Below are 21530 nucleotides of genomic sequence, written 5' to 3'. Positions count from 1 at the left end.
CATTGATGAAGCAGTATTTCGATATAAAGGCGAAACATCCGGATGCTGTACTTCTGTTCCGTGTAGGAGACTTTTACGAAATGTATGGCGAAGACGCCGTGATTGGTGCCGAGATACTGGGAATCGTACAAACAAAAAAAGCCAACGGGCCGGGCCAGTTTATTGAAATGGCCGGATTTCCGCATCATGCCCTCGATACTTATCTTCCCAAGCTGGTCCGTGCCGGTAAACGTGTTGCTATCTGCGACCAGCTGGAAGACCCGAAGATGACTAAGAAGCTGGTGAAACGCGGAGTGACGGAGTTGGTTACGCCGGGTGTCTCTATCAACGACAATATCCTGAATCATAAAGAGAATAATTTCCTTGCCGCCATTCATTTCGGTAAGGATGTTTGTGGAATTTCCCTGCTGGATATTTCCACCGGTGAATTTCTAACTGCTGAGGGAACAATCGACTATATCGACAAACTGCTCAATAATTTCTCTCCGAAGGAAGTATTGATCGAGCGTAATAATAAGAAACGTTTCGAAGAAGCCTTCGGTCCCCGTTTCTTTACCTTTGAAATGGAAGACTGGGTATTCTCGGCCGATGCCGCCAACGACCGTCTGTTGAAACATTTCGAAACAAAGAATCTCAAAGGTTTCGGAGTAGAACATCTGAAACTGGGCGTCGTCGCATCGGGAGCAATCCTTTATTATCTGGATCAGACACAACATACACATATTTCGCATATTACAGCATTGTCACGTATTGAAGAAGACCGTTATGTGCGCCTGGATAAGTTCACCGTGCGCAGTCTGGAACTGGTCGGTACGATGAATGACGAAGGAACCAGCCTGCTGGACGTAATCGACAAGACGGTTTCTCCGATGGGTTCACGTATGTTGCGGCGTTGGGTACTTTTCCCGTTGAAAGATGTGAAACCTATTCAGGAACGGCAGAATGTCGTAGATTATTTCTTCCGTCATCCGGAGGTGAAGGAGATACTGGATGAACAAATCGAACAGATCGGTGATCTGGAACGTATTATTTCAAAGGTAGCGGTAGGCCGTGTTTCTCCCCGGGAAGTGGTGCAACTGAAAGTTGCTCTCCGGGCAATCGAACCTATAAAGGAAGCCTGTATGGCCAGCGACGAACCGAGCCTTTCCCGTGTCGGTGAGCAGTTGAATGCCTGTACCGAAATACGTGACCGTATCGAGAAAGAAATCAATAATGACCCGCCCGCTTTGCTGAATAAAGGAGGTGTGATAGCTAAAGGTATCAATGCAGAACTGGACGAATTGCGTGCCATTGCCTATTCCGGTAAGGATTATTTGTTGCAGGTGCAGCAGCGGGAAAGTGAGAAAACGGGTATTCCGAGTTTGAAGATTGCTTTCAATAATGTATTCGGTTATTATATCGAAGTGCGTAATGCGCATAAAGACAAAGTTCCCGCCGAATGGATACGCAAACAGACGTTGGTAAACGCTGAGCGTTATATCACGGAAGAACTGAAAGAATACGAAGAAAAGATATTAGGAGCGGAAGAAAAGATTCTCGCCCTCGAAAACCGCCTGTTTACCGAATTGGTTACCTGTCTGGCAGAATTTATACCACCTATTCAGGTGAATGCCAATCTGATAGGTCGTCTGGATTGTCTGTTGTCGTTTGCTAAAGTGGCGGAAAGTAACCGCTATATCCGTCCGAATGTGGATGATTCGGATGTAATCGACATCAAGTCGGGCCGTCATCCGGTAATCGAAAAACAGTTGCCGTTGGGGGAGGCTTATATTGCCAATGATGTGTATCTGGATAGTGAGAAGCAGCAGATTATTATTATTACCGGTCCGAATATGGCGGGTAAATCAGCGTTGTTGCGTCAGACGGCATTAATTACCCTGATGGCGCAGATAGGTTGTTTTGTGCCGGCTGAGTCTGCCCGTATCGGTATGGTAGACAAGATATTTACCCGTGTAGGAGCTTCCGATAATATCTCTGTCGGTGAGTCTACTTTTATGGTAGAGATGAACGAAGCATCGAATATCCTGAACAACATGTCTTCGCGCAGCCTGGTTCTTTTCGATGAGTTGGGCCGCGGAACAAGTACTTACGATGGTATCTCGATTGCCTGGGCGATCGTTGAATATATCCATGAGCATCCGAATGCCCGTGCAAAGACGCTTTTTGCCACTCATTATCATGAATTGAATGAGATGGAACGTTCTTTCAAACGCATCAAAAACTACAATGTTTCGGTGAAAGAGGTTTCAAATAAGGTAATATTCCTGCGTAAACTGGTTCCCGGAGGTAGCGAACATAGTTTCGGTATCCATGTAGCCAAGATGGCCGGTATGCCGAAAAGTATCGTGAAACGTTCCAACGAAATCCTGAAACAACTGGAAACGGATAACCGCCAGGAGGGAATCGATTGCAAGGAGAAAGCTAAAGGTAAGGTAAAGGCGAAACCAGTCAAGGAGATTGCCGCTGCTGCCGAAGGCTTCCAGTTGAGTTTCTTCCAATTGGACGACCCCGTATTAAGCCAGGTTCGCGATGAGATCAAGAATCTCGACGTAAACAACCTGACACCTATCGATGCGTTGAACAAGCTAAGCGAGATACGGAAGATCATTACAGGAAAGTAGGTTTACCTGTGGAATGTCGGATATTTATTATGGAACCGGTATCCGATACCCAGCATTAAGTAATTGGGAGTATGGAAATTTTGCAGGTTATATCCTACGTGGATAAATGAACTGCGGGTAACTTCTACTTTGAGGGCCAGTACCTGGTATAAACCTTTCAGGTCACCGCCACGATGTATGACATTTCCTCCCAATCCTATTCCGACTGTGAAATAAGGCATGACATATTCTGCCCGGGCAGAAAGTCCCAACGCCATTTGGTAGCTGAGAGGCGGCCTGTAGAAGCGGTCGGACGAAGAATATTCGTCGGCATAAATATTGGCGCTCTCATCATAAACGCCATCCAATGATACTCCGGCGCGGAAGTTATATCCGAAGTTGTACATCGGGTTTATATTGAATCCCGCTACTGCAAAAGCACCGGGGGCAGCAATTTGTCCTTCTCCTACATAAACTCCTTTCCGCCGCCAGGAACCGAATAAGACCACATCATAACTGATATGACGGGGAAAGCGGGGGACAGGAGGTTGGAATAAGGGACGGGAAAGACATTCATCCTTCCTGTTGATGTTATATACTAATCCGATTTTTAATCCGATCGTGTTCAGTCCGGCATTCGGGAATCTTGTGTTACCATTCGAGAAATGTGTTAAATCGACTCCGGCTGTCAGGTCTATTTCTTTTGAAAGGATATAGTCCAGATAGAAATTCGTATTGATATAAGCATTGATTTTCGAACCGATCACCTTATTATACCGGTTTTCAACTTCATCGAAAGGTTTCCAGCCGAAAGATGCGCCGAAGTTCCATTCGTAATTGAGTGACAAACGTGGATTGAATCGTTTGATGCGGGCTCCCTGGAAAACGTAGACAGCTATCGGATTTCCCAGTTCTTCCTTATTCTGGAACGAGTATCCCGATAATCCGATACCTTGGTAGGAGCCTCTGTAAATCCGGTCTGTGTAACTGTTCGGATAGTATTGGAACGAGTATTTTAAATGTGCGGAGACAGACCGCCGGATGGGTTCCATTTCCGTATTCTCTCCTTTCAGGAAAGAATTGGTAGGGAAAATATAAGTCGGCCGCACGTCGAAACCTAACCGATGGATTAAACGACGTGAATAGGATACGGAATCCGTCATATCCCCCGATGCGTTTTTATGTGCTCCTTCATCAGCTAATGCAATGGCGGATGGAAAACACATTGCAATCAGGATAATCAGTACATTCAACCTCTCTGTTCCACTTTTCATACGTTATTCTGCTCGTTTGTTATTTTAGATAATCAAGGTAAATCCCTTATATTTCGCAAATATAACATTTTAGAGCATTTACTATGGTCTATAATCGCTTCATTTTTACTTTTCTACGATAAAGTTGTAAATACCCGAGCCTGTTTCCACCTTAATCCGCCCGTTTACAGGGGCGCTGAACTTCATTCCTTTTATTTCTTGTAACGGTATTCCGCTTTCCGATATTTGTCCGGGAGCATTGGCCGGCAGGTAAATCGAGGCACTACTGTTTGCCGGTATTTCTACCCGGAGACTGAATGTTTCCTTATCATCTTTCCAGGACGAATGAATCAGGCCATAAGGAGATTCATAAGAGGTATCCGCATCCCGGATATCACCTGCCGGCTCCGGTTTGATGACGATGTTCTTAAAGGCGACAGATCCTTTTTCCTGGCGTATGCCTCCCAGTCCGCTGAAAAGCCATTCCATCAGATGTCCCAGCATACAGTGATTGTTCGAGACAAAGCCGTAAGCCTGCCACGACTCTGTCAGAGAGGTCGCTCCGTGTGCCAGTTGCCAGCCGTAACCGGGAACATCATATTTGCAGTTCATATCGTAGATTACATCGGATGCGTTATTTTCTTCCAGTGCACGGAGCACATAGCGGTAACCGACATCACCGGCTGTCAGGGCATTATTGCGGTTACGGATATCGGCAATCAGGTTGTTGAATACCTGTTCTTTGTTGTGGGGTTCGACTAAGCCGGTATATAAGGCGATGGCATTAGCTGCCTGGCTATCGCGGTCGTATTTGCGGGTGGATTTGTTCCAGAATGTAGTGTTGAATGCTTCCTTGATTCGGGAAGCCTGCTCTGCGTATTTGTCGGCATCGGCGGACTTATTCAGCAAAGATGCGATTTGCTGCATGATAACCGTATTGTAATAGAATATGGCTGTTGCGGTTACTCCGTTGCTGGTTAGCTGGGATTCACCGGGGTGGTTCGGGCCGATATCATACCAGTCGCCCAGACCATAGGAGATGATATAATTATCGGATTTCGACAGCAGGTAATCCAGGTAACGTTGCATGTCGGGATAATTCTTTTCGATAAGCTGTTTGTCCCCGTACCACTGATAAACGTACCAGGGAGAAATGATAAAGGCGCTGCCCCATTCGGGGGTATCTTTGAAACCACCTTCAAACTCAACCAGTTCGGGGGTAGTAGTGGCTATCTGTCCGTTTTCGGCTTGTGTCGAACGCATATCGTTCATTACTTTTTCGTAAAAGCGAGCCATATTATACCTGTACTGGATGGAGTATTGCATCAGATGTGCAACTTCCAGCCAACCCAGTTTCTCCCGGTGAGGGCAGTCGGTCAGTACACTTGCCATATTGCTGCGGACAGACCAGTCGATCAGGTTATATATCTTATTGAACATTTCGTTGGAGCAACTGAATTTACCGGCTTCATCCGCAGAGTTGCATGTATGGAGTCCGGTGATGTCGATGATTTCAGGCAGTCCTTCGGGATTCGGTTGTCCGCTCGGGACGGCACCTTCCACTTGTACGTAACGGAAACCGTAATAGGTGAACTGGGGTTGCCATGACGCTGTCCGGTTACCACCTTCAGGGATATAAGTAAAATAGAACGGTGCTCCCGATGCGCTTTGATTGATGCTGTTGTCCGGATTTAATAACTCTGCCGGATACAGTTTGACCGGATGCCGGTCGGTTGCCCGCACCTTTAGTTGGAGGATACCGGAAAAGTTCTGTCCGAGGTCGTATACCCAGTCTCCTTTTTCTGTTTGAAGGAGACGGATTGTCGGGATTCGGTCGCGTACTTTTAACGGAGGAATGCGTTGGGAGATTAATGCAGTTTTCCAGTTTGAATTGATAGCCTTATTCCAGTCGGTATCATTGAAGCCGGGCTGTTTCCAGCCTTCCTGTTCTTTGCTGGCATCATATTCTTCTCCTCCGTAAATGCTGCTGAAGGTGATGGGGCTTTCTGTTACTTTCCAGTCGGTGTCGGAGACGATATGCTGTGTACTGCCGTCAGTATATTCCAATTGTATCTTCATGATGAGTTTAGGAGCACCGTAAGAGGTCAGTATCTTGTAATAACGCTCTCTCGGAATATTGAAAAAGCCGTTTCCCAACATGACTCCGACGGCATTATTTCCCTGTTGTAAATGTTCGGTAATGTCGAAAGATACATAAAGAGCGCATTTATCGTATTTGGTCCATCCCGGATCAAGGAAATTGTCTCCTATTTTAGTACCGTTCAGGAACATATCGAAATGACCGAGCCCGGAAACATAGGCTATGGCACGTTTAAGCTGTTTGTTGACAGCAAACTCTTTTCTGAATTGCGGCAGGCGGTATGTCCCCGTTTTCTTATCTCCAATGGCATTTTCTACCAGCGGAGCATGGATACCTGTCGTAATAATCTCTTCTTTTCTGTCTTTTTCTAAAGCGATCCATTTAGCGTTGCTCCAGTCCTTTTCCGAAAGCAGGCCGATATTGAACTGATTGGCAGGGCTCCAGGGAGAAGCATTCCCTTGTTTATCCCATATCCTGACTTTCCAGAAATAAGTTTGCCCGGCTTCCAACCCCTTCCCGTTAAAAGGAACCAGGATGGAAGCCGGACTGTTTACCTTCCGGCTATTCCAGATAGTACCGTTTTCGTTGTCGAGTGCTTCGGGGGTGTCGGCAACCAGTATTTGCCAGGCTGCCTGTTCAAAGTTTCTTTCTTCTGCATTGATCTGCCAACTGAAGCGGGGCTGGAGTTTTTCTATTCCCAGAGGATTCGTTTCCTGTTCGCATTTCAGATTATAAACTGAAAAGGAACCTTTGGCAAACATAGCCAATGAGAATAAAGAAAGCAGTATGGAGATATGGAAAGACCTTCTATTTTTCATTTTGTACAGAATTAAAGTGTAATAGCTGTACAAAGATGCTTATTTATGAGTAAAATAAGGTATTAAAAATGATTTTATGACTTAGGAAAATGACATCTTCCGTTTTTTACTTATTCATTTCTTTTGTGATCTCCTGAATGTCCTGGAGGGTGAAGTTACCCAATAACTGGATTACGTTGAAGCTATTGTCCGTATCGGCCAGCATGATCATTTCGCTTATCAGGTCTCCTTTCTGTTTGACATAGAAGGTGGCGCGTGTCTTGCCGTCTTTCACCCGCATCAGTTCCTGGTGGTCTTTACTGATCAGCTTTTTGAAATCATCACGCATTTTTTCCTTTATGCTGTTGTTCTCGGTAGTGAGGACTTGCAGACTTTCTATTTTCCCTTTCAGGTTCATCAGGTTGAGGCCGTTTGTTTCGATCTTGGGCATCATCTGGAACATGGCTTTTGAGATATAGACGGAGGTGACGTTATCCATTTCGGAATATTTGTCGAAAAGTTTGTTCTGGGCAAAGCAAATGCTTGTGCAGCACAGAAAGAGAATGAGCAATATATTTTTAGTTTTCATCTTGTTAATCTTTTAAATGTTTATTCAGTATTTTGTTTACTTTATTCATTTCCTGTTGGGCTTCGTTCACTTGTTCGATTCCCTTATTCAGGTTTACAGACATGAAAGCGAGTGCTTTCTGGGCGGCCATGGCGGCTTCTTGCGGATTGGTATACGTATCTGCCAGTTGGTGTTCCTCATTGGGGGTAGTAAACTGGAAGATGCCTATGCATAACAGTGCTACGGCAGCGGCTCCGCTGAGCCAGTAGAGAGAACGGCGGCGGAAAGATGAACGGATCGTCTCCTTCTTTTCGGCGGCGGCCCAGGCATCTATCTGCTGCTCCAACCGTTCGGAAAGTCCTTCCGGTAGCGTTTGATCCTCCCGGAGGGCCTTGTTGATTAATTCATCTATCTGTTTATCGTTCATATTCGTATAATTTTTCAAATTGTTCCCTGATTACTTTTCGTGCCCGGGAAAGTAGCACACGTACATTTACGGCATTCAGGCCGGTTATCTGTTCTATTTCATCCATCGAGCAATCGTCGATTCCCCGGAGACGGAGTACCTGCCGCTGGTTTTCGGGTAAACGGTTGATCAGCTGCCGGATTTGTTGTTCCTTGTCTTTCGTTTCCAGTTCCTTTTCCGGTGAAGAATCGGTTGCCAGCGTAAATACACTTTCTATTTCTTCTTCCCGTCGGTTGGCACGTGGGGAACGGAGGAAATCGAGAGAGAGGTTCTTGACCAGGGTCACACAGAAGGCTTCGGGATTCTCTATGTCGGGCAGTTCGTCCCGTTTGTTCCATAATTTGAAGTAAGCATCCTGAAGGATATCTTCTGCATCGGCTTTATTCTCAACAAGTGCGTAGGCGATCCGGAAAAGCTTGGGGTGGAAGGAGAGGAACTTTCGTTTGAAGTTCTCAGCATCCATTCCCATGATCTTTCACCACTTTTTCTATATCGGATGGTTTGATCTTACCTTTGATGCGTACCAAGGCATTGCTGTTGCCGGTGGTGAGGACTACCATTTCGCGGATCATGTCTTTTTCGATACGTACCATGACCTTTGTGCGACTGCCTTTTTCGTTGGAGGTGACCATTGTCTCGAAGTCGGGGTCTTTCAGTTCCTTGATCGCTTTTTCGAAACGTTGTTTTACATCGCTGTTACAACTGCCGAACTCGAGGACTTCGATGCCGTTTACGCCCATTGTTTCAGTGAACAGACTGGCAAGTTTCATAGTGATATTGCCTATTTTGACATGGTTGATCTGTTCTATTTTGGAGAACTCGTTGAACAATTGGTTCATTGTCTGGCTGTTTCCTGCCTGGCAGATCAAGATCAGCGCCAGGATAACAAAGTATCGTTTCATCTTTCTATTGTATTAAATGATTACTAATTCTGTTTGTTTCCGCCTTTCCTCGTGCGCACTTCGGAGAGGCTTCATAAGGTAGACGGGAACAAAGAATAAGTTGTTACAAAGAAAGGGAAAAAAATTATCTTTTATCTTTGCTTTCCGCTATTTCAACGAAATAGACGCTCGAACAGATCAGTGCGATGGCGATCATCTGATACCAGCTGAAACGGTCCTGCCCGATGGAAAGGGAGACGATGGTGGCAACAATCAATATAATGTAGCCGTAGAGGGCAACCAGCGTAGTACTCAGATATTTCAGGCCTATCGGAATGAGTAGATAACTGATTGTGGTGGGAAAGATAAGGACAAACATCAGGACAAGGAAAGGCGTCCATTCGAAATGACTGAACAGATGGCCGTCGAAACCGGTAAAAGCCATCACGATCAGAGAGGATACAGCTGCTCCGAGGAAACTATAGCGTAACATATTGAGCGAACTGACTTTTCCCAATACTACATTGCTTACGATCAGATAAGCAGCGTAGGCTATAGAACTGATCAAACAGAGCATATTACCCGTAAAAGCATCGGAAGCCAAATCGTCGCTTTTCTGCGTCAGGATACAGAGTAGTGCGCCGCCCAAGCCGATCGCGATACCGATTATCTTCATTGCCGTAATACGTTCCCGTAGGAAAATGACGGAAAGGATGAATACCCAAATCGGTTGCAGGCTGCTGAACAGCGAACTGGAGACCGGTGTTGTTTTGCTGACTCCAAGCAAATAAAAGAACATGAAACCATATAATCCGATCGCTCCCAGCAGGAACAGGGTTATCTTCTCCCGCCGGGTTGTTTTCTCTTGTTTCCAGAATATACTGATGATCCAGAACACAATGGCAGCGAATACACAACGAAACATAACTCCTGTCAGCGGAGCAATCCATAAGGGTAGGAGATATTTGAGGGCATTCGCATTCAAACCGCTGAAGGTTTTGGATACGATCATACTTAGGTTGGCTTCTGTCTTTTTATTCTTCATATTATTGGCGTTTTAATGATTAAAAATCGGATGTAAAGGCTTCTTAGGCCTAGGAAATGGCATTTGAATGGTGAAAGTGGCTTCCCGAGGCCTCGGAAACCGGTTTTCAACGTTGAAAGTGACTTCCCGAGGTCTCGGAAATGACTTTTCAATAGTGAAAGTGGCTTTCTTAGGCCTAGGAAACCGACTTTAAACGTTGAAAAGTCGTTTCTGCTTTTCCGGAAGTCAACTTTCACCATGTAAATGCCATTTCCGGAAATGTTGAAGCCGTTACATCATCTAAAACTTATCGTTAAACAGGAACGAATCCTGTTTGATATAAGCCCAAACAGCAGCAGCCAGTGCAATGATCATATTGAATATGAAAGCGAACTGTTGTGTTTCTATGTGGAGCATATCTTTGAATACATTGATGATAAACGGGCATAACAGGATGGCCAGGTAATTCATTGCCATCACGAAAGCCAGTGCCAGTGTTACTTTCGATGGAATAGCCGTGCGGGTCGTCTTGTCGTAAGCGATTGGCTGGATAACGCCATAGGCAAATCCGGTAAAGATACAGCCTAAGCCGATCAGCCATTCCGTTCTTGAAATCAGGATCAGTAGCATACCCAGAGCGATCGAGAGCAAACAATAGAATTTCGTCTTTTTGCCCAGGAGGTCGACGATCTGGTTCAAGATAAATCCCGGAGCCATGATAGCCAGGAAAAACAGCGAGATCATGATACCTGAATTACCGCTGGTGAAATGGTATTCTTTCATCAGGAAGGGCAGGTTGAAGCTGACTATGATGACCAAATAAGTCGCCAGTCCGTAGAACCCCATGATCTGCATCAGGTGTTTAACCTGTATGCCCAGTTTTCCGAATGTGGGATCAGCAGTAATAGTTTTGTTTTTCTCCGAAACTGTTGCATGAACGGGTAGGGGATCGATATTCTTTTTCAGATAGAACGACAGCACGATCGAGATCAACGGAAATAGATAAACCAGGAACGGCAGATGCCAGTTCACCTCCGCCAAATAACCGGTCAGGATGGTTGCCAGGACCAGTGTAACGTTGGTGATGGCGGAACTCAGACCGAACTGCTTTGTCCGGTATGCCCCGACGAAAAACCGTGAAATTAAGCCGGTCGACAGCGGAACAATCAGTCCCGAACCGATGCCCAGCAGGGCGCTTACTGCAATCAGCTGCCACATCTTGGTTGACAGCAGATATAATACTCCGCTGACGGCGAAGATGCTCAACCCGATTTGTAACAACCAGATGTTGTTGACCTTTTCCGTCAGCTTCCCCGATAATATAATAAAAGGTATAATCAGCAGCGAAGGCAGAGATGATAACATTTGTATATCCAGCTCCGTTGAGTGGGGGAATATGGCGGACAATTTTCCCAGGATAGGAGAGACCGCCAATCCCGGCAGTGCATTCAGCGCCGAAATCGACCATATACCTATTAATGTAATAAGGGGTATCGTCCCCTGTCCGGTTTTTATTCTCATAATTAAATAGCTGTTTTATAAGACAAAAAACAATTCTTATGGCTGAATGTTCATTTTAACAGAATTGTCATCTGCGTGCCATTAACGAACTTATTACTGTTTTCTCTCATTTTAAATAACATTGTTTTAATAAACCCCAAATATTCCCTCATTAACCAAAATCGAAGAACAATTCTTTTCAGAGGCTGTTTTTGCACTACAAATCGACGCACGAATGTCGGTTGCGCCAATTCTTAATAATTTAAAAACAAAAAGACATGAAAGATTCAAGTTTTAGAGAAGGTGATGCCAAAACCGCGATTTTTGGCTCGAATGCAATGTTGCATCCCGCTCCAGTAGATGTAATCCCTGATGGTCCGACCACTCCGGAGATTGCTTATCAGATGGTAAAAGACGAAACTTTCGCCCAGACACAACCCCGTCTGAACCTGGCTACATTCGTTACCACCTGGATGGATGATTATGCAACAAAGTTGATGAACGAAGCAATCAACATCAACTATATCGACGAAACTGAGTATCCGCGTATTGCTGTGATGAATGCTAAATGTATCAACATCATGGCTAACCTGTGGAACAGCCCCGAACAGGCACAGTGGAAAGCCGGAGCCTTGGCCATCGGTTCTTCCGAAGCATGTATGTTGGGTGGTGTTGCCGCCTGGTTGCGTTGGCGCGAAAGAAGAATAGCACAGGGCAAACCGACCGACAAACCTAACTTCGTTATCTCTGCCGGATTCCAGGTAGTATGGGAAAAATTCGCCCAGCTGTGGCAGATCGAAATGCGCCAGGTGCCATTGACACAAGAACATATCACACTCGACCCGCAGGAAGCCCTGAAGTATTGTGATGAAAACACCATCTGTATCGTCCCCATCCAGGGTGTTACCTGGACAGGTCTGAACGACGATGTGGAAGCCTTGGACGCTGCACTCGACGCATACAATGCAAAGACAGGTTACGATATTCCTATCCATGTGGATGCCGCTTCCGGTGGTTTCATCCTGCCGTTCCTGAAACCGGAACTGAAATGGGACTTCCGCCTGAAATGGGTACTTTCCATCAGTACTTCCGGCCATAAATTCGGCCTGGTATATCCGGGTCTGGGTTGGGTTGTCTGGAAAGATAAAAAATACCTGCCGGGCTCCATGTCTTTCAGTGTAAATTATTTAGGTGCAAACATCACTCAGGTCGGTTTGAATTTCTCCCGTCCTGCCGCTCAGATTCTGGGACAATACTATCAGTTCATCCGTCTCGGATTCCAGGGTTACAAGGAAGTACAGCAGAACAGTATGGCTGTAGCCGACTACCTGCATGCTGAAATCGGCAAGATGGCTCCGTTCCAGAACTACAGCAAAGATGTTGTGAACCCATTGTTCATCTGGTATCTGAAACCGGATTATGCTAAATCAGCTAAATGGACACTGTACGATTTGCAGGATAAACTGAAACAGAGCGGATGGATGGTTCCGGCTTATACATTGCCTGAAAATCTCGAAAACTGGGTAGTTATGCGTATCGTTGTCCGTCAGGGCTTCAGCCGCGACATGGCAGACCAGTTGCTGGGCGACATCAGCAATGCGATCACCGACCTGGAAAAACTGGAATATCCGACTCCGACCCGTATCGCACAGGACAGACAACAGGCTGTAAAAGGCTCTGTCTTCACTCATACCGGCTGTCCTAAATCAACTAAATAATTTGTTTGGTTATGGATAAAAAGATTTCCGTTTCACAAATAAAAGAAGTGGCCCAGGAAGCCTATGAAATGTTCAAGACGAACACAGGCGGTAAGAATGCCGATTACATTCCTTATCTGGCAAATATAGATAAGAACTTGTTCGGTATCAGTATCTGCCTGATGGACGGGACACTCATCCAGTTGGGCGATTCCGAATATCGTTTCGGTATAGAATCCGTCTCAAAGGTACATACCGCCGTGTTGGCATTGCGCCAGTACGGTGCACAGAAATTGTTGGAAATGATTGGTGCCGATGCAACCGGACTGCCTTTCAACTCCATCATGGCTATCCTGCTGGAGAAAGACCATCCGTCTACTCCGTTGGTCAATGCCGGTGCAATTACTGCCTGTAGTATGGTTCAGCCGATAGGCGACTCAGCTAAGAAATGGGACGCCATCGTTGCCAATATTACCGACCTTTGCGGCAGTGCGCCTCAGCTGATCGACGAATTGTACAAATCGGAATCGGCTACCAATTTCAACAACCGCTCCATTGCCTGGTTATTGAAGAACTACAACCGTATCTACGATGACCCGGATATGTCGCTCGACCTGTATACCCGTCAGTGTTCGCTGGGAATCACAGCTGCCCAATTGTCTGTCTGCGGAGCAACGATTGCCAACGACGGCCTGAACCCGATATCCAAAAAGCAGATATTCGACGGTTCATTGTCACCGAAGATTACTTCGCTGATTGCCACCGTTGGTTTCTACGAACATACCGGCGACTGGTTGTACACCTCCGGTATTCCTGCAAAAACAGGTGTAGGCGGTGGTGTGATGGGAGTGATGCCCGGCCTGTTCGGTATCTCAGCCTTTGCCCCTCCAATTGACAGCGCGGGTAATTCTGTAAAAGCACAATTGGCCATCAAATATATAATGAATAAACTGGGTCTGTCCATTTTCAATGGCGACCGGGTAACAATAACTGAATAACAAACAGTTTATTCTTTTAATTGGCAAGCCTCTTCGTACCTCGTTCAGAGGGCGGGAGGCTTGTTTGGTTATGGATTTCGTCTAACACCCATCTTTATGGAATTGGAGGTCACGATTTGTGACTTCCAATTTTGAGTTTCTCCCCACTTTCCCCATGCTTGTGGGGAAAAATCCCCACAAGCATGGGGAATATGTCCCACCATAGTGGGGAAATTCTTTCCCCCTTACCAAGCATGTCGTTCTACATATTGGTCGAAGACCGGTTTGGTGTCGATTCCGTGTCGCGTAAGAATACAAAAAGTGAATCTGTTTAAGTATCTCACAGACGTGATAAACAGAACCGCAGAATGGTAACCTTCTGTCGGCAATGAAGATATCCATTCTGCTGGGATAGAAATAGCAATAAGGGGTTATAAACTCTGTATCAAACATCCTGAGATGAGAAATAAGCCTTTATATATCACTTCATTCAATGGAAGTATCGTTAGGACAAACTTGTTGAACGGAACCTATACCGAAATAGATGTTCCGGCTAAAGGCACATATATTATTTTCTTTGAAGGATTCAGTCAAAAGATTGTAATAAAATAGTAGAATAAAACACTCACTACAGGCATGGGTTTCTTTTATGAGGTCCATGCCTGTTTTTTTGTATAGAACGTTAGTGATCGAAACAGCTTGTTTCCTACGATGTTATTTTTCCCCTTCCGCAGGTTTCGATGCCGTCTGTTTTGCTGCTTCCGGTTGCGGCGTATTATCTTCATTATATAATTCATTCTTCCGTTTATTCGCGTTCTGTACGAGACTGGTTACATAAACGGTGAAGATCGGGAACATCATCATTCCCAGTGCTGCCAGCAGAACCGATAGTATCCGTCCTGTCGGTGTGACGGCGTAAATATTTGAGCCAACTGTCGTAACGTCCATAAAGGCCCACCAAAGAGCATCATCATAGCCGGTGACCTGCGGATTTACCTTATGTTCGATCACGAAGAATATCAGGCTGGAGAAATAAACCGTTGCCAGCAACATGGTCAGGTAGGATACGAATAGTCCTGAAGCCTTGTTTGAAGATAACCATCCTACTACGATTGCCAGTGCATATCCGCTGCGTGCCAACGGGATAAAACGCAGGAAATAGGTGATTTCCGGGGAGAATTCAATTCCGTAATAACTGATAATATTAAGATAAGGAATAGATACGATTAAGAAAATAAAGTGGGTTTGTAGATAATATAATTTACGTTTTGATAAGAAAAACTCCAAAACGAAATCGGCAATAAAGAACATGCAGATCCAGAACTGTATCTTCAGATAGGAACCCTGTGTCATGAAAGGGATATTCTTAAATGTATCGACTGAGATGACTACAATAAGGAAAAGGGAGAGTAGCAAAATGATAACATGCAAGACTCCGTATATTCCTCTTTTCTCGTAAATAATGTCATTGAAAGCAGACTTCATTGCGTTTAATTATTAGGCGTTTAGATAGAAATATTTTAGGTTATCTAACAAAGGATACCGTGATTTTGTTTTTAACACTATTCTGTTAATTAACCTAGTTTGACATCTTGTTGACAAACTAACACAATAACGATTTGTTTTACTGACATATTTAAAGCGAAACTAAACAATACAAAATTCACATTTAAACAGTAAAATTCATGGCAAATGTAGGAAAAGCAGTAAAACTTGGAGTTTTTACTCTTGCAATTATGAATGTTACGGCGGTAGTGTCTCTCCGCGGACTACCTGCCGAGGCTGTATACGGATTAAGTTCAGCCTTTTATTACTTATTCGCGGCAATCGTATTTTTGATCCCTACGTCGCTGGTGGCAGCCGAGTTGGCCGCTATGTTCCAGGACAAACAAGGTGGAGTTTTCCGATGGGTCGGGGAAGCCTACGGGAAAAAATGGGGTTTTCTCGCTATCTGGGTACAATGGATTGAAAGTACGATCTGGTATCCTACCGTGTTGACCTTCGGTGCTGTTTCCATCGCCTTTATCGGGATGAATGATGCGCATGATATGACACTGGCTTCAAACAAAATGTACACGCTGGCTGTGGTGCTGATCATTTACTGGCTGGCTACCTTTATTTCGTTGAAGGGGTTAAGTTGGGTTGGTAAGGTTGCTAAAGTGGGCGGTATTGTCGGTACGATCCTTCCGGCTGCCCTGTTGATTATCCTTGGAATCGTTTATCTGTCTATGGGTGGTCATTCAAACATGGACTTCCATGGTGATTTCTTCCCTGATTTCTCTAAGTTCGACAACCTGGTGCTGGCCTCCAGTATCTTCCTGTTTTATGCAGGTATGGAGATGGGAGGTATCCACGTAAAGGATGTGGAAAATCCCTCTAAGAACTATCCGAAAGCCGTATTTATCGGTGCGTTGATCACTGTTCTTATCTTCGTATTAGGTACTTTCTCTCTGGGTGTTATTATTCCTCAGAAAGATATCAACCTGACACAGAGTCTGCTGGTCGGTTTCGACAATTACTTTAAATTTATCCATGCTTCCTGGTTATCTCCGATCATTGCCGTAGCTTTGGCATTCGGTGTGCTGGCAGGTGTATTGACATGGGTTGCCGGTCCGTCAAAAGGTATCTTTACCGTGGGTAAAGCAGGTTATCTGCCTCCTTTCTTCCAGAAAACAAATAAGATCGGTGTTCAGAAAAACATTCTGTTGGTACAGGGATGTGCGGTTACTTTATTGAGCCTGCTGTTCGTGGTAATGCCTTCCGTACAGAGTTTCTATCAGATTTTGTCACAGTTGACAGTGATCCTTTATCTGGTTATGTATCTGCTGATGTTCTCCGGTGCTATCGCATTGCGTTACCGGATGAAGAAGGCAAACCGTCCGTTCCGTATCGGTAAACATGGCAACGGATTGATGTGGTTTATCGGTGGTCTTGGTTTCTGTGGTTCGTTATTAGCTTTCATCTTGAGCTTTATTCCACCCAGTCAGATTTCTGTCGGTAGTAATACCGTCTGGTTTGCTGTATTGATTATCGGTGCCATTGTTGTTGTGGCTGCTCCATTCATTATCTATGCTTCTAAAAAAGCATCATGGGTTGATCCGAATGCACATTTTGAGCCTTTCCATTGGGAAGAAGCTAAAGTACAGGCTCCTGTTGCCGGTGCAACAGCCACAACTCAGACTGCCAATACAAATAGCACAAATACAACTAAATCGAATAATACACAAGCATAATATATACTTATGTAATTTCTATTCTACGTACTAAAAAGAGGAGGGGCGGAACCGTGATGGTCTCGCCCCTTTATTATACAGTGCGGGTCTCGGATTAACGGACTATTTCGATGGATGCAGTACCCAACAGGCCGGCTTTCGTACTACCCCGGTACATGGTCGGGACAGACAGGTAATAGTTGGCTGCGGTATTGTAAAGCAATATCTCGATCTGGTTATCTCCTTCCCTTATATATTCCGTGATGTCGAAACGCCAGGGCGGAGTGAGCTTCAATCCGGCTTTCTGCTTATTTATCCAGACTTCGGCTGTGGAGACCACTTGTCCCAGGTTCAGATATACTTTATCTCCGTTATTCTTTTCCAGATGAATGTTTTTCCGGTACCAGACACCACCGGAGTAAGTGGAAAGACCCTCTATCTGTGTCCAGTCTCCTGCGGAAATGAGACCGTCCCCGCAGGTTTGTTTAATCGGGCCGTCGATAGCGGCGCCTCCGGCATTTCCCCAGGGTTCTTTTATGGATATGGCTACGGTTGATATCCGTTTGGACGGATTGGTCATTACGGCTTCATATCGGATCAGGCCGTCCGGACGTTTCTCTTTTACGCTTAGATTGCATAAGGTACCGTTTATCCAAACTTTGGTCTCACCGAAGGCCGAAAACTCGAGTTTCTTCAGTCCGGGAGCAGAGGTGAAGCGGTATTGGCCGTAAGTAGGCTCTTCGGTTTTGTTTATATCGAATGGCAAAAGGGATAAGTCCCCCCGGAAATTCGTAGCGAGAGGTTTTTCTGCGGTAACTTCTTTCAGTATACGAGGGGTATCTCCGGCTTTACGCACCACACAGTAAGTTACCCCGAATGTATCGTAATGGAGAACGATTTCATTGGTTCCTCGGTTAAGAGTGACGGTAGAAGTGGAGGGGCTGACTGCTTTACCATTGATGTAGATATCGGCAGGTTTTAGTTCTCCGAATATCAGTTGGTAATTACCCGTTTCGGGAGCCAAAACGTTTGAATAGAGGTAATAGTTTTTGTTTCCGTTAGGATCTTCTACGCGGACTGTTTCTCTGAACTCTTTTTCGAGTTTACCCATACGGATAAATTCATCGTGAACAGTGGCTTTCAATCCATGCCATCCCTGATGACCGTAATCGTTCTCAACACCCCAGCGCCATGAATATTCATAGGGTTTCCAGGCATATTTCTTATTATCGATTTGAACCCTGTTGCTTTGATAGGGAAGATGGGTGAGAAGTTCTTTCTCAGATAATTCAGGAGTGGCTTCCAGTATCATAAACTTGGTTCCGTAGGTGAAAGTCTGGCTTTTCCATCCTGAATCGTCGAAGGAGGGAGATTGCCAGTCCGCTGTTTCGGAAGAGACCTGGTTGTATCTGGCTTTATAGATATAAGCACCCAGCAGTTCATCGGTTGCAGGCCAGTGGAAGTCTCCGAATTTATTATTTAAAGAAGGTTTGAGGTCGAATGACCATTCACCGTCGAGTAATATGGTTTTGGAGACGCTCGTTTGAGGTACTTCTGCAATTATAGCCTTTTGGGCCGGATCGAAGACGAATAGATGGAGGTCTTGTTTTTCCATCGGCATTTGGATGATAGTTCCTTTGTCTGTTGTTTTTGAGGCGGTAATTTCTTTTGTTTTACCTGTCCAGGGATCCCATAATTCGATTCCTCCGGTGGCGCGGAAAAAGCATTCGGTACCGGAAGGAACATTGTATACGGCATACAAGTCCTTATTTCCGAGTTTACGGTGCATGATGTATGGCATATCTTTTTGCGGTTGCTGCGACAGGATGCGGAAGTCGCGGGTAAGGTTTGTGTCGAGAATGTCGAGTACTTCTTGGTTCTCCTTGGCTACAAACGCGTTCTTGCTGTCGGGCCCGAACAGTTTGTTTAGTAACGAACGTACTTCGGGATCGTTCAATCCTTTCTTTTCCGTTGCTTCAGGTAGTTCTCCCAGGTTGATGACTATCCCGCCATTCTGTTTGAACTGCAAGGCTTTTTTCAATGAAGAATGACGGATTGCTTTCATGGACGGGATGATCAATACTTTGAATTCTTCGCCGGAGATATGGATCTTACTGTTTTTTATACTGGCTTTTGCAAGCGATTCATAATCCATAAAGTCGAAATCGACACCTTCCCGATATAGATATTCTCCCAGGCTGAATGCTTTTTGCACAGCTGTCTGGTCGTAGCCGGCTACAACTGATTCAACCGGATACAGGATAGCGACATCGGCCCGGTGGTATCCCTGGGAGAGAATGTAGCTGAGACGTTCGGTACATTCCAGGAACGGTCCCATTTCTTCCCAGTAAGGCATGTGGGTATGATTACATGGAGGCGCCCATTCCCACCAGCCGCCCATCGTACTGTAGTAGAAACCATGCAGGCTGAGCAGGTTTTGCCCCATCACGAAGTTGGCAAAGGTGGCATCGGTCAGATTGGCTGTATTGGTATCCCAGTTACTGCTGTGGAAACCTTCCAGCCATACCCTTGGACGTTTGTAAAGGTGGGCGATGGAGGAGGCTACTTTGTTCTTTATAATGTCTTTTCCCAGGTTTGGCTGGTCGCAACCCGGTGCCTGGTTCCATCGCTGGGTACGGAAATAATCGCCGAATTCACTGACATCTTTTCCCCGTCCGCCATGGTCGCAACCATAGATCAGGTTACGGTCTTCGTGCCATTGGTATACCGGAATAAAGAAGTTTTCTTCACTCAGTGAAACCATGACATCGTTGTAGTCAAGCCGTATTTTAGGTGTGATCGGACCGATATGGGTGAACAGGGCGGTAAGATAAGGAACGATATCGTATCCCTTACGTTTCCGGAATTCGTCTCTGAAGATTGAATTCCATATATAACCATGCAGATTGAAGTTCAGCTCATCGGAGAAGAAGAAGTTCAGTCCTCCTTTGGATTGTTCCGGGAACCGGTCTTCAAACCGTTGGAAGAAGTGTTTGACATAGCTTTTTCCGGAAAGAGGGTGCATCGGGTCGAGCGAAGGTTTTTTAGCTACGCTGTATACCTGGGTGACGATCCAGTTTCCTTCCGCGGGTGATTGCCATTCTATTTTGTTGCCTTTTAGATTTCCGGACAGGTCTATGCCTGAGTTTTCGATGATTTTCCCATCTGTTCCCAATTGGTAGGCGTAGAGGGAGAGTAACTGGTTGTGGCATGTTTTTGCATACTTATCCTGGATCGTATCGCTTTCGAATTTAAGTTCGGCTCCTGTCAGTCCGGGATTTTCATTGAGGGCGTCGTCTACATAGGAACCTTGTCCCACTCCTAAAGTATAATCGCTGAGGCTGACGGTCATATTCCGTTTCTTTGCTTCCTCCATGAACCATCCGAACAGGTCCCACCATTCTTCTGTGAACAGGGCCGGTTTGGAAGGAAAAGTCAGTCCATAGCTGACGCCTCCTTTGTCCGAATGGGCATAATTTACCTGTAGGCTGGTTACTTTTTTAGCTGCCATCTGATCCAGATGATAGGTAAGATGTTCTTTGGTTAGTGTATCTCCCATCCACCAGTAAAAAGGTACTTCACCATACCCTTTGGGTGGCGTTGCAAAACCTTTCTTCAGGTCTGTCTTAGCGGTGCGGTCCGGATGACCGGGAGATAATTGTCTCGTCTGTGCAGCAATGGACAGGGACAAGACAGATAGAATAAGGGTAAAAAGTTTTTTCATGGGTGATTAGTTTAGAATATGTATTGAAGCAAAAATAACTATTAATCAGAAGAATAATGTTTCAATAATGATATTAATGTTATGTGTTTTGGCTGAAAAAGCAGAGGGATGCCATAACGAAGGCATCCCTCGATCTGTTTATAGTTGATTTGTTCCGGTATTTGCGATTCGTTCGTTGAGTATCGTTTGTTTGTTGCTGTCCCAGTACTTACAATCGAGTTCGAAGAAGGTGGAAGTATAGGGTTTTGTCAGTTTTGTTTTGATGATGACTACTTCAAACAGATTGCTGATGCTATCCAGTCGGGCTATCAGGTCATCATGCCTGATGCTCGTTATTTCAGTTGCCGGAAGGACATTTCCCATCTCTGTTTTCAGATCATTTATCCCCGGGCAAAAACCTTCTTCCAGAAAAGATAGTTCTTCGTCCTGATAGATATGGGCATACACATGCAAAGAGTTATCCACCATCTTTTTTACTGTGCCCAAAACTTCCGTATAAGGCTCGTTTGCATATAAAGTGGTGATACCTTCCCTGGTTTGTAACGGATAAGCCATATCTGTGATGACAATCCAGTTACGGTGTCCCAGCAGAGGGAGTTTGTCTTGCAGGACGGTTTGCCAGTTTGTTTTGTGTTGGGAGTGGTGGTTGGTTGCTTCTTTTTGGATACACCCTCCACTCAGGAACAAACAAGCGAGTAAGTAGTAGATAATGTTTGATTTACCCATGGCT

General features: G+C 45.2%; 15 protein-coding genes and 1 pseudogene. 4 read left to right on the top strand and 12 right to left on the bottom strand.

Annotated features, from left to right (window positions below; genetic code table 11):
* The first annotated feature begins 5 nt into the window (after positions 1 to 5).
* Positions 6 to 2621 carry a DNA mismatch repair protein MutS gene (gene mutS, locus HMPREF1535_RS08475; protein ID WP_392391961.1) on the top strand — a complete coding sequence of 872 codons (2616 nt, stop codon included), beginning with the start codon at positions 6 to 8 and terminating at the stop codon, positions 2619 to 2621.
* 2 nt (positions 2622 to 2623) lie between these two features.
* Here mutS and HMPREF1535_RS08470 read toward each other — a convergent pair whose 3' ends face one another.
* From HMPREF1535_RS08470 to HMPREF1535_RS08435, 8 genes are all read right to left on the bottom strand, one after another.
* Positions 2624 to 3874, bottom strand: coding sequence for an acyloxyacyl hydrolase (locus tag HMPREF1535_RS08470; protein ID WP_009860462.1), 1251 nt, complete (start codon positions 3872 to 3874; stop codon positions 2624 to 2626).
* A gap of 105 nt (positions 3875 to 3979) precedes the next feature.
* Entirely contained in the window at positions 3980 to 6772 is a 2793-nt protein-coding gene (locus HMPREF1535_RS08465) for an alpha-L-rhamnosidase (protein WP_046145857.1), read from the bottom strand.
* A 106-nt stretch (positions 6773 to 6878) separates the two neighbouring features.
* Positions 6879 to 7340: a DUF4252 domain-containing protein gene (locus HMPREF1535_RS08460; protein WP_009860463.1), complete on the bottom strand. Its 462-nt coding sequence runs from the start codon at positions 7338 to 7340 to the stop codon at positions 6879 to 6881.
* A gap of 4 nt (positions 7341 to 7344) precedes the next feature.
* Positions 7345 to 7746 (bottom strand): FecR family protein, encoded by a 402-nt coding sequence (locus tag HMPREF1535_RS08455; RefSeq protein WP_046145856.1) that lies wholly within the window; start codon positions 7744 to 7746, stop codon positions 7345 to 7347.
* A complete protein-coding gene (locus HMPREF1535_RS08450; protein WP_044215113.1) occupies positions 7736 to 8248 on the bottom strand; it encodes an RNA polymerase sigma factor in 513 nt (170 codons plus the stop codon). The genes HMPREF1535_RS08455 and HMPREF1535_RS08450 overlap by 11 nt, the downstream gene beginning before the upstream one ends.
* The gene (locus HMPREF1535_RS08445) at positions 8238 to 8687 is read right to left on the bottom strand and encodes a DUF4252 domain-containing protein (protein WP_009860466.1); all 450 of its coding nucleotides are present in this window, start codon (positions 8685 to 8687) and stop codon (positions 8238 to 8240) included. The genes HMPREF1535_RS08450 and HMPREF1535_RS08445 overlap by 11 nt, the downstream gene beginning before the upstream one ends.
* A gap of 124 nt (positions 8688 to 8811) precedes the next feature.
* Positions 8812 to 9711, bottom strand: a complete 900-nt coding sequence (locus HMPREF1535_RS08440; protein ID WP_046145855.1) for a DMT family transporter — start codon at positions 9709 to 9711, stop codon at positions 8812 to 8814.
* Positions 9712 to 9990: 279 nt separating this feature from the next.
* Positions 9991 to 11211 carry an MFS transporter gene (locus HMPREF1535_RS08435; protein WP_010801182.1) on the bottom strand — a complete coding sequence of 407 codons (1221 nt, stop codon included), beginning with the start codon at positions 11209 to 11211 and terminating at the stop codon, positions 9991 to 9993.
* 257 nt (positions 11212 to 11468) lie between these two features.
* Here HMPREF1535_RS08435 and gad point away from each other — a divergent pair, with 257 nt between their 5' ends.
* Together gad and glsA are read left to right on the top strand one after the other, a co-directional pair.
* On the top strand, positions 11469 to 12908 hold the full coding sequence (gene gad / locus HMPREF1535_RS08430) for a glutamate decarboxylase (protein ID WP_046145854.1): 1440 nt from the start codon (positions 11469 to 11471) through the stop codon (positions 12906 to 12908).
* An 11-nt stretch (positions 12909 to 12919) separates the two neighbouring features.
* Positions 12920 to 13885 (top strand): glutaminase A, encoded by a 966-nt coding sequence (gene glsA, locus HMPREF1535_RS08425; RefSeq protein WP_046145853.1) that lies wholly within the window; start codon positions 12920 to 12922, stop codon positions 13883 to 13885.
* 71 nt (positions 13886 to 13956) lie between these two features.
* On the opposite strand, the pseudogene HMPREF1535_RS26470 reads toward glsA, so the two are convergent.
* Together HMPREF1535_RS26470 and HMPREF1535_RS08420 are read right to left on the bottom strand one after the other, a co-directional pair.
* Positions 13957 to 14025, bottom strand: a pseudogene (locus HMPREF1535_RS26470) (ORF6N domain-containing protein); the annotation flags it as partial.
* Between the two features lie 553 nt (positions 14026 to 14578).
* Positions 14579 to 15349, bottom strand: coding sequence for a potassium channel family protein (locus HMPREF1535_RS08420; protein ID WP_010801188.1), 771 nt, complete (start codon positions 15347 to 15349; stop codon positions 14579 to 14581).
* A gap of 200 nt (positions 15350 to 15549) precedes the next feature.
* On the opposite strand from HMPREF1535_RS08420, the gene gadC reads away from it, so the two are divergent.
* Entirely contained in the window at positions 15550 to 17097 is a 1548-nt protein-coding gene (gadC, locus tag HMPREF1535_RS08415) for a glutamine/gamma-aminobutyrate antiporter GadC (RefSeq protein ID WP_046145852.1), read from the top strand.
* A 94-nt stretch (positions 17098 to 17191) separates the two neighbouring features.
* Here the strand turns inward: gadC and HMPREF1535_RS08410 are convergent, their stop codons facing one another.
* Complete coding sequence (locus HMPREF1535_RS08410) at positions 17192 to 20800, bottom strand: glycosyl hydrolase (protein WP_046145851.1); 3609 nt, start codon at positions 20798 to 20800, stop codon at positions 17192 to 17194.
* 138 nt (positions 20801 to 20938) lie between these two features.
* Entirely contained in the window at positions 20939 to 21526 is a 588-nt protein-coding gene (locus HMPREF1535_RS08405; protein WP_009860475.1) for a hypothetical protein, read from the bottom strand.
* Between the last annotated feature and the right edge of the window lie 4 nt (positions 21527 to 21530).

The sequence above is a fragment of the Parabacteroides goldsteinii DSM 19448 = WAL 12034 genome (genome assembly GCF_000969835.1).
Taxonomy (GTDB): Bacteria; Bacteroidota; Bacteroidia; order Bacteroidales; family Tannerellaceae; genus Parabacteroides; species Parabacteroides goldsteinii.
This window is presented reverse-complemented; position numbering and strand designations above follow the sequence as displayed.